The 12,847-nt window shown below is 64.7% G+C and carries 10 protein-coding genes and 1 pseudogene; 2 read left to right on the top strand and 9 right to left on the bottom strand.

Features of this window, described 5'->3' with window-relative positions; genetic code table 11:
* Positions 1–55: 55 nt before the first annotated feature.
* From N5J73_RS24220 to N5J73_RS14565, 3 genes and pseudogenes are all read right to left on the bottom strand, one after another.
* Positions 56–238, bottom strand: a pseudogene (locus N5J73_RS24220) (hypothetical protein); the annotation flags it as partial.
* Between the two features lie 465 nt (positions 239–703).
* On the bottom strand, positions 704–1,204 hold the full coding sequence (lspA, locus tag N5J73_RS14570) for a signal peptidase II (RefSeq protein ID WP_003098955.1): 501 nt from the start codon (positions 1,202–1,204) through the stop codon (positions 704–706).
* 3 nt (positions 1,205–1,207) lie between these two features.
* The gene (locus N5J73_RS14565) at positions 1,208–4,120 is read right to left on the bottom strand and encodes a heavy metal translocating P-type ATPase (RefSeq protein ID WP_003098961.1); all 2,913 of its coding nucleotides are present in this window, start codon (positions 4,118–4,120) and stop codon (positions 1,208–1,210) included.
* A gap of 91 nt (positions 4,121–4,211) precedes the next feature.
* Between N5J73_RS14565 and cadR the strand changes: the two genes are divergently transcribed.
* Entirely contained in the window at positions 4,212–4,610 is a 399-nt protein-coding gene (gene cadR, locus N5J73_RS14560) for a Cd(II)/Pb(II)-responsive transcriptional regulator (protein WP_003098965.1), read from the top strand.
* 454 nt (positions 4,611–5,064) lie between these two features.
* On the opposite strand, the gene N5J73_RS14555 is transcribed toward cadR, so the two are convergent.
* Positions 5,065–5,268 carry a hypothetical protein gene (locus N5J73_RS14555; protein ID WP_023657334.1) on the bottom strand — a complete coding sequence of 68 codons (204 nt, stop codon included), beginning with the start codon at positions 5,266–5,268 and terminating at the stop codon, positions 5,065–5,067.
* Positions 5,269–5,685: 417 nt separating this feature from the next.
* On the opposite strand from N5J73_RS14555, the gene N5J73_RS14550 reads away from it, so the two are divergent.
* Complete coding sequence (locus tag N5J73_RS14550; RefSeq protein ID WP_003098972.1) at positions 5,686–6,321, top strand: cation transporter; 636 nt, start codon at positions 5,686–5,688, stop codon at positions 6,319–6,321.
* Positions 6,322–7,044: 723 nt separating this feature from the next.
* On the opposite strand, the gene N5J73_RS14545 is transcribed toward N5J73_RS14550, so the two are convergent.
* The 5 genes from N5J73_RS14545 to N5J73_RS14525 all read right to left on the bottom strand — a co-directional run bounded on the left by N5J73_RS14545 (position 7,045) and on the right by N5J73_RS14525 (position 12,847).
* On the bottom strand, positions 7,045–9,075 hold the full coding sequence (locus N5J73_RS14545) for a DNA topoisomerase III (protein WP_003116834.1): 2,031 nt from the start codon (positions 9,073–9,075) through the stop codon (positions 7,045–7,047).
* 283 nt (positions 9,076–9,358) lie between these two features.
* Positions 9,359–9,799, bottom strand: a complete 441-nt coding sequence (locus N5J73_RS14540) for a single-stranded DNA-binding protein (RefSeq protein ID WP_003098976.1) — start codon at positions 9,797–9,799, stop codon at positions 9,359–9,361.
* Between the two features lie 73 nt (positions 9,800–9,872).
* Positions 9,873–10,400: a DUF3158 family protein gene (locus N5J73_RS14535; protein ID WP_049323458.1), complete on the bottom strand. Its 528-nt coding sequence runs from the start codon at positions 10,398–10,400 to the stop codon at positions 9,873–9,875.
* On the bottom strand, positions 10,397–11,179 hold the full coding sequence (locus N5J73_RS14530) for a PFL_4669 family integrating conjugative element protein (protein ID WP_279941117.1): 783 nt from the start codon (positions 11,177–11,179) through the stop codon (positions 10,397–10,399). Before N5J73_RS14530 ends, N5J73_RS14535 begins: the two co-directional genes overlap by 4 nt.
* A gap of 429 nt (positions 11,180–11,608) precedes the next feature.
* Positions 11,609–12,847: an STY4528 family pathogenicity island replication protein gene (locus tag N5J73_RS14525; RefSeq protein WP_008264646.1), complete on the bottom strand. Its 1,239-nt coding sequence runs from the start codon at positions 12,845–12,847 to the stop codon at positions 11,609–11,611.

Raw genomic sequence — 12,847 nt, 5'->3', positions numbered from 1 at the left:
AAAAGAAAGCCCCGCAATAAGTGCGGGGCTGTCAGGAGGATGAGGCGAAACTGGGTCAGCGAGGCCTGTCGCCCAGTACATGCTGCTTCCACAGGGCGAATGCCTCGTCCGGTCCCAGCTCTGCGAGGATGACGATGGGCTGGCCCCGACGGGCACGCAGCGATGCGAAATACGCTGGCCGGTCGGCGATGGCGTTGAGCTTGATGCCCTTTAGGAACAGCAACTGGCGGGGGCGAACTTTGGTGGTAACGCAGGCATGATTGCGCTTGTTTGGGGCAAAAGGGCCAGCGAAGCGGGCGGACACGGCCAGAAAACCGCGACGAACTACTTGTACTTGCCAGGCGAGGCGAACGGGTGACATCAGCATATCGCTATGCGGTAAAGAAGACCGTCCTAAAGCTTGCAGGATCCCGGCATAGCTTCATCATCACCTCTCCGTGACGGCTCATTGGAACGAAAAAGGCCAGCATCGCCGTGATGGACTTTCATAATTGCCAGGTCAACTGGCTTGCGTGCTGTTTATTCACAGCAAGGCATTGCGACGTCGTTGCAGCAATCGCCGCCATCGCAACAGGGCGTTGCAGCAAAAGCGGCGGTGGGCGCTAGCATGAGGGCCAAGCCGCGGCCGCTCATGCTGGGGGCCGTTCTCTTCAGATTGGTGTCCTGCACCGTGTGCATTGCGAATTTCCGGATCGTCCCAATGTCACTGGGACTCCTTTGTGGCGGCCGGGTTCTCCACGCTCATGAACGACTGGGCCACCAGCGCGATCGCCCCGCCCACGATGGCCATGTCAGCGATGTTGAAGGCGGGCCAGTGCCAGCCGTGCAGGTGAAAGTCGATGTAGTCGATAACGTGCCCGCGCGTGGCGCGGTCGAACGCGTTGCCCAATGCGCCGCCCAGAATGAGGCTGTACGAAAGGCCTTCCGTTTTGCGCAGCGGCCGGGAGAGCAGCCATGCGAGCCATGCCGATATTGCGAACGCGATCGCCAGAAAAAACCACCGCTGCCAGCCGCCCGCGCCAGCAAGGAAGCTGAACGCCGCGCCGGGATTGAGAGCGTGAACTAGGTTGAAGAATGACGCCACCTCGTGCGACCAACCCAAGGGAGTTGTCGCGTCAATGTAGCTCTTAGCTGCCTGATCGCCGGCGAATATAACGATCGCGAGTGAGTACCACTGCGTCTTGCGAAGAGATGGTTCATCCATTGTTCATGCCGCCTTGAACTTCAGGAGGCGCAGCCCATTGACGACAACCAAAAGACTTGCCCCCATGTCAGCGAACACAGCCATCCACATGGTGGCATGCCCTGTGAACGTCAACGCAAGGAACACCGCCTTGATGCCAAGGGCCAGAACGATGTTCTGCGTGAGGATCGCCGCAGTGCTACGCGACAGCCGGATGAAGGCGGGGATCTTGCGCAGGTCGTCGTCCATCAGGGCGACGTCGGCTGTTTCGATCGCGGTGTCGGTGCCGGCCGCGCCCATGGCGAAGCCGATGTCGGCACGGGCGAGCGCGGGCGAATCGTTGATGCCGTCGCCCACCATGCCCACCTGGCCCTCGCCGCCGACCAGGCTTTCGATGGTCTTGAGCTTGTCTTCGGGCAGTTGGTCACCACGGGCTTCAGAGATTCCGACCTGGGCAGCGATGGCCGCGGCCGTGTGCTGGTTGTCCCCCGTCAGCATCAGCGTGCGCACACCCAGCGCCTGCAGGTCGGCCACCGCCTCACGGCTGGTTTCCTTCACGGTGTCGGCCACTGCAAAAATGCCGAGCACGGTCGCATCGTCCATCAGCAGGATCGCTGTCTTGCCTTGGCGCTCCAGGGTCTCCAGCCGAGCCTGGAGCGTCGCTTCGCTCAGGCCCAGCTCCTGGGCGAGCCTGTGGTTGCCCATGTGCAACATGCGCCCGGCGACGCGGCCGCGCACGCCGCGGCCAGGCAGCGCCGCGAAGTCGTCGACCTCGTGCAGCGCGATGCCGTCACGGTTCGCCTTGCGGGCGATGGCCTGAGACACAGGATGGTCCGAGCGTGCCGCGAGGCTTGCGGCCCAGGCGGCAACTTCCTGCGCCTCGCCGATCAGCGGCACGAAGTCGGTCTGCTCGGGCTTGCCATGTGTGAGTGTGCCGGTCTTGTCCAGGGCCAACGCCTTGAGCTTGCGCCCGCCCTCCAGGTAGACGCCACCCTTGATCAGGATGCCGCGTCGGGCGGCAGCGGCCAAGCCGCTGACGATGGTGACCGGCGTGGAGATGACCAGAGCGCAGGGGCAGGCGATCACCAGCAGTACCAGGGCCTTGTAGACCCAGTCAAACCATGCGCCGCCGAAGGCGAGCGGCGGCACGACGGCAACCAGCACGGACACCGCGAACACCGCCGGCGTGTAGACGCGGGCGAACTGGTCGACGAAGCGCTGCGTGGGCGCACGGCTGCCCTGCGCGGACTCCACGGCATGGATGATGCGCGCGAGCGTCGAGTCGCTGGCGCCTGCGGTCACCTTGTATTCGAAAGAGCCGGTCTCATTGATGGTTCCGGCGAAGACCTGGTCACCTTCGGCCTTCTCGACGGGCAGGCTCTCGCCGGTGATGGGCGCCTGGTTGATGGCCGATCGACCCGAGGTGATCAGGCCGTCCAGTGCGATGCGCTCGCCAGGACGCACGCGGACCACCGCGCCCTTTGCGACCTCCTTGGCCGGCAGCTCTGTCCATGAGCCATCGGCCTGCCGCACGGTCGCGGTCTCGGGCGCCAAGTCCATCAGCCCCCGAATGGCGTTGCGGGCGCGGTCCAGCGACTTCGCCTCGATCACTTCCGCCAACGCGAACAGGAACATGACCATGGCGGCCTCCGGCCAGTGGCCGATCGCCATGCCGCCGGTGACCGCGATGGCCATCAGGGCGTTCATGTTCAGGTTGAGGTTCTTCAGCGCGATCCAGCCCTTCTTGTAGGTGCTGAGGCCGCCGGTGAAGATCGAAACCAGTGCCAGCACGATCACGGCCCAATGATTGCCGTCGTTGACCCAGTACACGCCTTCGGCGGCCACCGCCGCAACGCCCGAAACCGCCATCGGCCACCAATTGGTCTTGTGCGCGGCCACCGGGGCATCGCGCGGCTCATCAGTCCTCTGGACCTCGGCTTCCATGCCCAGCGATTCGATGGCTTCGACTGCCGGCTTGATCGCGTCGGGTGTGTGCCGAACCGTGAGCGTGCGCTGCATCAGGTTGAAATCCATTCCCTGCACGCCCGGCATGCCTTGCAGCTTGCCGCGGATCAGACTTTCCTCGGTCGGACAGTCCATCTTCGCGATGCGAAGTACCGTGGTGGCTGTCTGCATGTCCTGCCGCGCAGCCTGCATTCCAATGGAAGCAAGCGCCTTCTCGATCGGCGCTGAGGTCGCCAGCGTGTGCTGGACTCCCAGCACACGCTGCATCAGATTGAAGTCGAGCGCGGTCACACCCGGCAGCTTGCCCAGCCGGTCGCGGATCAGCGCTTCTTCCGTCGGGCAATCCATGTTCTCGATCCGGTACGTCACCCGCTCGCCGATCGGCGGCGCGGAAACGGCAGCGGTTGGTTGCTGCTGCAGGGCCGAGGATGGGATCACAGCCGCGGCTTCGATCGGCCCCGTGTGGCCGAAGGTCTGCTCCTTGGCGCGCATGCCGATCGAGGCCAGGACCTGCTCCATCTGCGCGCGTGCCTGAGCGAGGTGTTTCACCGACAGGGTGCGCTCAGCGAGGTCGAAGTCGAGGTCCTGAATTCCCTCGACTGCCCCGAGGTGCGAGCGGATGAGTTTCTCCTCGCTCGGGCAGTCCATGTTCTCGATGCGGTAGGTGGTCGACACGGCGGCGTCTCGGACAGCCTGAGCCTTCATGCCCACCGAATTCAGCGCTTGCTCCAAGGCATCGGCCGAGACTTCGCGGTGCGAAATGGTCAACAAACGCTGCGGAAGATCGAACAGGAGCCGCTCGACACCGGGCATGCCCTCCAGCGTTCGCCGCACCAGTGCTTCCTCATTGCGGCAATCCATGTTGCTCACGTGGAAAACGGTGGTTTCAGTGCTGGCCTGCTCACTGGCGCACGCCGTCTGTTGGCCATTGCCGCCGGAGCAGGCGCATGGGCTGGAAGGTTCTTTGTTCATAGATCGCTCTTCATTGACAAGGTTTTCCCCGGATGCCATCATTAGAAAACCTCTAGTAGATATAGAGTCAAGTTTTTTATAGGAAGCAACCATGATGCGGATCGGTGAACTGGGCAAGAAGGCAGATTGCTTGGTGCAGACCGTGCGCTTTTACGAGTCAGAAGGCTTGCTGCCCGAGCCTGCACGTAGCGAGGGCAACTTCAGGCTCTATGACGAAGTCCATTTGCAGCGCTTGCTGTTCATCCGCCGCTGCCGGGCGAAGGACATGACGCTGGATGAGATCCGTCAACTGCTGAACTTACGGGATCGGCCAGAGTTGGGCTGCGGCGAGGTGAACGCGCTGGTCGACGCTCATATCGCGCAAGTGCGGACCAAGATGAAGGAATTGCGCGCCTTGGAGCGCGAGTTAATGGATCTGCGACGCTCCTGCGATAGCGCCCGAACCTCGCGCGAGTGCGGCATTCTCAACAGCTTGGCCGAGCCCGCCTGAAGCTCGAGCGTGTCATCGGTGCTGGAAGTGATCGGGTCCAGTTCTGAGAGCCACGTGCCGCGCTCCATCATGCGAAAGCGCGCGATTCTGACGTTTTGAGACGGCGTGCGACCGAGGGCGTGGCCCACAGGAGCCAGCGCGAGCCGGACGACCTGCGCGCCGCAATCTCCGCCACCTTACGGGTTCTCCAGGCCAGACCGAGCATCGCGGCGTGGCTGCGCAGGTGCAGGTGCAGGCCAAGGTAGCAGTGCGCCACGACGCGGCCCGACTCATGGGCACGCCACGCAACTCGCGATCGCTTCGCAAGAAGCCGCAAGGCCCGACTCGCGCAAGAATGCGACGTGGGCAAGATCGTATAGCCAGCAGCGCAAGCGTTTGCCGCTGCTGGCCGGCTCCGGAAGGGATAGACAAGCTGCGGGCCGTAGTCCATTGGAAAGTCCATCTTTCTTGAGTGTCACTCTTTGGCGCCCAGCGTGTGCTTTTGCGACCGGAAAGCGCTGAACAAGTGGCCCCCGGGCATCCAGAAATCGCCGTAGTTGACTTGGGCGTCTTCGTGCTCACGCTTGTGATGCCAGCGATGGGCTTCAGCCACCCCGATCAACAATCCCAACGGCCCGACCCGGTATCCCAGATTGGAGTGCTGGAAGGCCAGATGCACGACCAAGAAGCCGAGCCATGCGCCGACGGCCAACCACAGCTTGGAACGCCGCTACTGGCTCAACGGGGAGTGGAAAGGCCGCCCGCCCTCTAGCAAGGCGGCACAAGCGAGCGCGACGATCACTGTGAGTAGCTCCGTCGGAAAAGACGGCCGGCCGGTCGCGAGCTCGCCGAAGAGCACAACCGCAGTGGCGCCACGGATCAGTGGATAGCAGCCATACCGGATGACAGTCGCAATGAAGGGGGCGCATTGGTGCTCATCTGTTCTGTCCTAAAGCTCTGACTGGATTGGAAAACCTTCTAGCTACGGTAGAGTCAAGGGCGTCCGGGAAGACCCTGTGGCAAGTTCGTTGCATCTGCGCCTTGACTCTCCAGCCGCTACAGGCTTCAGCATCCATCGATTTGGAAGGAACAATGCATGGCTGAAAACCACAGAAATCACGAAAACGACGAGTTGGGCCGCCTAGATGCGAGCGATGCGAAGGACCGAAAGATTCTTCTGACTGTGTTGCTGATCAACCTGACGCAGTCCGCCGCCGGCATTGCCCTTGGCATCTGGGCTGGCTCTACGGCGCTGATGGGCGCCGGGTTGGACAACCTCGCCGATGCGTCGGTCTATGCGGTTAGCCTGTATGCCGTCGGTCGTGCGGCAACGGTCAAGGTGGGCGCGGCCCGCTTGTCGGGTTTCTTGCTAATCGGCCTGGCCGCGCTGCTGCTGTTGGAAGTCCTACGCCGCTTCGCTGGAGGGGAAGAGCCTGTCGGCCCAGCCATGATGGCCATGGCCGCGCTGAACGCGGCTTTGAACCTAGTGTGCCTCAGACTACTGCGCCGCCATCGCGGGGAAGATGTGAACTTCAAGGCGTCAGCGATCTTTACCAGCAACGACTCCATCGTCAATGGTGCGATTGTGCTGTCCGGGGTGCTGGTGATGGGGTTCGGGTCGAACATCCCGGATCTGGTGCTGGGCGTCATCGTGGCCGCAATCGCAGCGAATGGGGGGCGGGAAATCCTGCGCGAAGCATCGGAAACAGCTCGCCGTAAGGCGGGCACATAAGGCATGTTTTCGCCCAGTTCATCCCGAGGTTTACCTCTGCAAAAGAGGTAGTCCAGCCTTTGGGCTACGGCCTCGGCTGCAGCCGAGCGTACCATTGGCGATGGCCGCGCGATAGGCGGGCATGCCGTTCTCGACCTCCGTCTGCCGTACAGCAGCGGTGCGCAAGGTTGAGGGTGCATGTCGTCTCTCCTGTTCGTGTGGCCCAGGCCAATGGCCGGGCCGGGACGTTGATGGGCAGGAGAATGGCGCCGAAGGCCCAACGGCCTTCGGCTCGGGAGAAAAGAGGAACCACCCGTGGGCTGATTGGCAGGCCCGGTCGTCGCTAGAACCGTCTGCTCATCAAGCAATCACACCCGGCCCATGTCGTGGCTGGGGCCGGCATCGTCTGGCGCACATCCGCGCACAAAGGGAGCCCGTTTTTGCACCGGCGGGCACCGGCACCGATTACCGCTGACCACGAAGGGTCTCCCGGTGGCTCGTGCAGCCTGGCAAGCCACCGGGAGACCCTTCGCAGAGGGCGGAAGAAACGCAGATCAACAGAACGCGCGTGGTGCGGCTCGCAGAGAAGCTACCTTCAGGTCCCGCGGCCGGGGACGGCTGGGCGGGACGCGCACACGGATCAAGAAGGCGTTGCGCGCTGGGCGTCCCGCAGGGCATGCGGCGGAGTGCGGGACAGGGGCCACGCCGCCGAAGGCGGGCACGGCTCACGGGGAACGGGGGCGGTCAGGAGCCTTTGCGGCCGCTACGGCGCGGGCGCGAGGCGCCGCGCTTGGAGCTGCCGGATTCGACTGGCAGCGTGCCTTTGCAGTCCGGGTAGCGGCTGCACGACCAGAACGGGCCGCTCTTGCCGCTGCGCTGGCGCGTGGGTGCGCCGCACTGCGGGCATGCCGGCCCTTGGGGAACCTTGATGGACAGGGAGGCGCTGCCGTACTGCGCAATCAACTGCGAAATCCACGCGGCCTGCTTGCCGATGAACACGTCCAGGGTGAGCTGTCCGGCCTCGATCATGTCGAGCGCCTGTTCCCAGACGGCGGTGGTGCCAGGGTCGGCAATCGCCGCAGGCACGGCATCGATCAAAGTGAAAGCCGCATCCGAGGCGCGGATGGCGCGCCCCTTCTTCACGAGGTAGCCGCGAGCGATCAGGCCGCCGATGATGTTGGCCCGCGTCGCTTCGGTGCCGATGCCAACCGTATCCTTGAGCTTCTGCTTCAGGCGGGGATCGGACACCAGCTTGGCGACGCCTTTCATGGACTTGACCAACTCGCCTTGCGTGTACGGTTTGGGCGGCAGCGTCTTGAGTGCCTTGAGATCGACGTCGGCCACCTGGCATGCCAGGCCCTCATACAGTTTCGGCAGCGCGGGCAGCACCTGGGCGCGGACCGCAGTATCGCCCTCGCCATCACCGTCTTCGGCCTGCGGCTCGGCGAGCACCTGGCGCCAACCCGGGATGACAACCTGCTTGCCCGTGGCCGCCAGGTTCTGCCCCCCGCACGAAAACTTGGCCACAGTGCGGTCGAACTCGTGGTGAGGGAGGAACTGCGCCAGGTAATGCGACCGGATGAGCCTGTACACGGCCAGTTCCTTCTCGCTCATGGCGGAGAGCTTCGCCGGTTCGAGCGTCGGGATGATGCCGTGGTGCGCCGTGACCTTGCCATCGTTCCAGGCGCGCGAGCGCTGCGAGCGGTCGAGCTGGCCCATGATCGAGCGCAGCGAGGGATCGGTCTTGAGCAGGCTGTCGAGAACGGTGGGCACTTCGGCAAACATGCTCTCGGGCAGGTAGCCGGAGTCCGAGCGGGGGTACGTCGTGGCCTTGTGCGTCTCGTACAGGGCTTGGGCAATCTCCAAGGTTTCCTGCACGTCCAGCCCAAGCTGCTTGGAACACACTTCCTGCAAGGTGCCCAGGTCGAACGGCAGCGGCGGGCCTTCGCGGACACGCTCAGTCTCCACCGACACGACGTGGGCACTGCCCGCAGCGCGGATCTGCTGCATGGTCTGCTGTGCGACCGGCTGCCGCAGGCAGCGGCCTGCGTCGTCGGTGCACGCATCGGGTGGAACCCATTGCGCGGCGAAAGTCGAACCGCCTGCGAACAGGGACACGGCGATGGCCCAGTATGGTACGGACACGAAGCGCGCGATCTCGCGGTCGCGGTCCACAACGAGCTTGAGCGTCGGGGTCTGTACGCGGCCGACCGACAGCACGCCGTCGTAACCCGCCTGTCGCCCCAGCACCGTGAACAGCCGGCTCAGGTTCATGCCCACGAGCCAATCCGCACGGGAGCGCGCCAGCGCCGAGTGGTACATCGAAAGCGTCTCGGCCGAAGGCCGCAGCTTGCCCAGTGCCGCCCGAATGGACGCATCGTTGAGCGCCGACAGCCACAGGCGTTCGATGGGGCCGCGGTAGCCGCAAAGCTCCACGATCTCGCGGGCGATCAATTCGCCCTCGCGGTCGGCATCGGTGGCGATAACCAGGTGAGTCGCCTTCGCCAAGAGCGCCTTGACGACCTTGAATTGCGTGGCGGTCTTCGGTTTGACCTCGACCCGCCAGTGCTGGGGAATGATGGGCAACTGCTCAACGGACCATCGTTTGAGCTGCTCGTCGTAGGCCTCGGGCGGCGCCGCCTCCACGAGATGGCCGATGCACCAGGTGACCGTGACGCCGGAACCGTTGAGGCAGCCTTCACCGCGCTGCGTGGCGCCGAGAATCCGGCCAATGTCTTTGCCCTGGGAGGGCTTCTCGCACAAGAACAGCCGCATATCCGTCCATCCCGATTCCTGTTGTTCATGGAGTTGCTGGGATCGAGGATGCCGAGCGCAGCCCCTGGCAGCAGCAAACAAGCCGCATGCGGCAGCGACCGCTTTCACGCCGATGAAATGGCGAGTGCGGGGAAGGTGCGTGGCCGGAAGTGTGCGGGCCGAGAGCCGCGATTTCCGGGAGCGCGCGTGGAACTCGGTGGACGTTGGTGGAGCTATCCCCTGGGGATAATTCGCAGCGCATGGAGGGCGGCGAAGCACTGCGGCAGCCGCCCTCCATGCCCGATCACTTCCTGCGCTTGGTCTCTTTCGGCGCCGTCGATTCCTGGGTGGCCTGGGGCTTCGGCTCTGCCTCCTGTGGCTTCGGGCTGAGGGCCACAGACTCGATGCGGTACGGCAGGATGCCGACACTGCGCGCGTTGACCTGCCAAGTCTCACGCGGCTGATCTTCGTTGTCCGTCCAGGGGTCGCGCTCCATGCGGCCGACGACCAGCACCCGCATGCCCTTCTGGTAGAGCTGCTGCCAGCGGTCGGCGTCGTGGTGCCAGAGTTCCACCGGCGCCCAGAAGCCGCCGCGGTCCTCGAACTCGCCGCCCTTGGTGGGGACGGGGTTGTCGAAGTACACGTTCAGCCGGAGCAACCGGCGAGGATCGTCGTTGCCATTGGGGAATTCGCGGTACTCGGGAGGCGATCCGATGTTGCCCTCGCCGATGAATTGTGTGCTCATGTTGGAATCTCCGTGGTGGTTGAAATACCCGTGCCTCGTTGGGCTCGGGCGCGTGCTCGGATGGCAGGCGCAATCACCGATCGCGCACTGCGGCAGGAACGGACGCGAGCCGGCGCAGGTAGGTGTTGTCCGCCTGCGCGGCCTTGCTGGCGCATTCCTGTGCTTGCCTGCCCAGGGTGTGCAGCAGGCTGATCTGCATGTTCAGCATGACGCGCTGCAGTTCGATCTCGTGCAGGTCGTGCAGCAGGTTGACCGGCGTGCTGGGGCTCGCCATCAGCTCCTGCCACAACGCCACGCCCATGGCCGATCGATCGTGCTTGCGCCAGCGAAGAAAGGTCGTGCCTGCGCCAGTGGTCTGCTGGGCCAGCTCGACGGGAAGCAGGTGGAAGGGATGCCCGCACGCCTGTGGCAGCACCTGTCGCTGCGCCAGGGCAATCAACTCGTCGCGCATGGCGAAGCACTGGCTGGCCCAGGCCTCGAAGTCCCCTTTACCTTTAAAAGGCTTTAAAAGGCCTTTTAGAGAGGCCGCGTGTTCCAGCCGCATGAAGGCTGGCTGTTCCAGACCACGGAAGTAGCGAGGTTCGCGGTTCGGGTCGCTCATGCCTGTTCGTCCTCGCCGGTGCTGGCCTCGGCCGGATCGGCGGCAGTGCCTTCGTCGGTGGGAGGTGCGGCTGCGGCAGCGCTATCACTGCGCTGTTGCAGGCCGCGGCGCACGACGGGCGGCGCAAACTTCGAGCGGCGCATGCCTTCGAGCACGTCCTGCGGCAGTTCGCCGAACTTCTCCAATGCTGCCCGAGCTGCGGCGTTCTTGGCCGCGAAGTCGTCGCGGGTGCAGCCCGAGTAGCGGTATTGCTGGGCCAGGCTGAACAGGCTGCGCAGCGCGTGGGCACCTTCGTTGAGCCAGCGCTCCAACGTCGAGCGATCGATCAGCGCGGTGTGGTGGGCGAGGATCAGCTTGCGCGCGATGTCGTCGTAGTCGGCCAGGAGATAGACGGCGGCAAAGCCCAACTGCGCATTGACGAACAGCGGAAGCTTGACGGGCTGCACGTTGAGGTTCTCGCCCAGGGTCAACGCGGCGGGCACGCCGGCCAGGGCCTGGTCCACCTGGTCGCGCAGCGTCTGCAGCGTGGTCCTGGTCTGGTCGAGCTTGTCTTCGATGCGAAGCATCCACCAGTCGCTGTATGGGTCGTCCTGCTCCGAGCCGCGCTTCATCTTGTTCATGACGGCGATGTAGCCGTTCAGGCCGACGATGCCCGGTCGCCCCTCGGCGGCGGCGCGGCCATGCCAGATGCGCGAGGCGTGGTGGGTGTGCAGCGTCAGCGACATCGCGCTGCGCAGGGAGCCGAGGTTGAGTTGCAATGGTTCGTTGCTGGTTGCCATGGTGATCGCTCGCTGGTGGACAGGGAGCCGCCAGCATCCGCATGCAGCGGAAGGCAGTCAGTCAACAAACCGAAATGAGCCGACCCCCGGTTCTGTGCGCGCTGGCGGCGCAGCGCGCAACGGTCCCCTGGGGACCGCTCCGCAGATGGGCACTCACATCGGCGTTCCCGTCCTCGGTTGTTGACGGTATGCGTGCTGCACCGCACGTCGCGCTGCCGTTCGACACGATCCTTCGCCGCGCAGCCGTCCCCAGGGGACCGTTCCGTTGAGCGCCATGGAGGTCTGCTTCATGGTCTTGCATGCGCTCTACTCAGGTTTTGCGCAGCATGTCGCGCCGTCGCCCGGCGCTTCACCGCACAGCCGTCCCCAGGGGACCGTTTCTGCCGACCGCCATGGAGATCTACTTCACGGCTTTGACAAGCCCTGTGCTCAGGATTTGCGCAGCAGATCGCGCAGGCGCTCGATGTGCTGCCGGGCCACCTCGGGCGGCACGACGTTGCGCGGCGGCTCGGTTGGTGGCGCTCGCGCCGCCGATGGTGTTGGCGGTGCCGGGCCGGTCTGCTTGGCCCAGGCATTGAACTCGCCGCGCATGGCGCGCTGGATGATGCCGAACAGATAACCGGCGGGGTTGCGGATGCCATGCTTGCCGCACCGTGCGGCCCATTCGTCCAGCACGGCCTGCCGCAGGGCAGCGTCCACCTGCTGCAACGCCATCTTGGCTCCGGCCTGCTGTTCCGCCTTCAGTTCCGCGAAGCGCTTGGGCCATTGCAGGTCGCCCAGCGCACGCGCCTGCGCGGTAGTACGTACTTCATCAATACGACTACTACGTACTGTACGGTCCTGCTTCGAATTCCGAAGAGCGCCGTCTGGCGCGGGTTTCGGCCCTGCTTCGGATTCCGAAGATGGGCGATCGCCATTCCGAAGAAGGCTCGCGGGCCCTTCTTCGGAATCGTGGACCGCATCCTCCTGTGGATAACTTTCGGAGGCGGTGATGCCCTGGTCGGCCAGGCGCTCGGCGAGCACTTGCAGCCGCGACGGCAAGGTGCGTCCGGACAGCATCGGGTCGTCCGCGATCTCCTGGAGGGTGTTGAGTCCCACCACCTGGACGGCCTTGGCCGAATGCCCCAGCGACTGGCTGACCAGGGCCAGGTAGTCGGCGTCGAGTTGCATCGCCTCGAACGGCGTCAGCGGTTCGTCGTGCAGGACGTAGAGGTTGCCGAGGATGCGACCGGTCTTGGGGTCGCGCCGTCGTCGCACGAGGCTCAGCCAGCGCGTCAGGCGCAGCAGCGTCAGCGCCCGCGCCACGGTCTCATGGGAGGCCTGGCCTGCGCAGGGCATCGACGCCAGCCAGGGGCGCAACTGCTCATAGGTGGGAAATGCCGTGACGCCATCGTCGTTGAGCATCAATCGGAACACCTGCCAGGCGTTGCGCTCCAGCGGTGTCAGGCGGCGGTCGAGGAACAGCCGCCGCGGCACGCTCCCGTGCCGATTGCCACTGAACAGGAAGGCGTCGCCGGACGTAGGAGGCGTGGGCGTTGGAGCAGGCAGGGACGCGGGAGCGCCAGAGCTGGACTTGGGCGCGAGGTCCTTCAGCGCAGCGTCGAACAGGTCGGCGAGTGCGATGGGGCCAGGGCGCTGGGCTCGTGGGGCGGTGTCGTCCACGGCCAT

Origin of the sequence: Stenotrophomonas sp. GD03654, from assembly GCF_029845105.1 — a bacterium.
Classification (GTDB): Bacteria; Pseudomonadota; Gammaproteobacteria; order Xanthomonadales; family Xanthomonadaceae; genus Stenotrophomonas; species Stenotrophomonas africana.
This window is presented reverse-complemented; position numbering and strand designations above follow the sequence as displayed.

Bases quoted from the DNA above. Each gene is read 5' to 3' on its own strand.
- N5J73_RS14550 (WP_003098972.1), top strand. From the start codon at position 5,686: ATGGCTGAAAACCACAGAAATCACGAAAACGACGAGTTGGGCCGCCTA.
- cadR (WP_003098965.1), top strand. From the start codon at position 4,212: ATGATGCGGATCGGTGAACTGGGCAAGAAGGCAGATTGCTTGGTGCAG.
- lspA (WP_003098955.1), bottom strand. From the start codon at position 1,204: ATGGATGAACCATCTCTTCGCAAGACGCAGTGGTACTCACTCGCGATC.
- N5J73_RS14530 (WP_279941117.1), bottom strand. From the start codon at position 11,179: ATGGCAACCAGCAACGAACCATTGCAACTCAACCTCGGCTCCCTGCGC.
- N5J73_RS14545 (WP_003116834.1), bottom strand. From the start codon at position 9,075: ATGCGGCTGTTCTTGTGCGAGAAGCCCTCCCAGGGCAAAGACATTGGC.
- N5J73_RS14535 (WP_049323458.1), bottom strand. From the start codon at position 10,400: ATGAGCGACCCGAACCGCGAACCTCGCTACTTCCGTGGTCTGGAACAG.
- N5J73_RS14565 (WP_003098961.1), bottom strand. From the start codon at position 4,120: ATGAACAAAGAACCTTCCAGCCCATGCGCCTGCTCCGGCGGCAATGGC.
- N5J73_RS14525 (WP_008264646.1), bottom strand. From the start codon at position 12,847: ATGGCCGTGGACGACACCGCCCCACGAGCCCAGCGCCCTGGCCCCATC.
- N5J73_RS14540 (WP_003098976.1), bottom strand. From the start codon at position 9,799: ATGAGCACACAATTCATCGGCGAGGGCAACATCGGATCGCCTCCCGAG.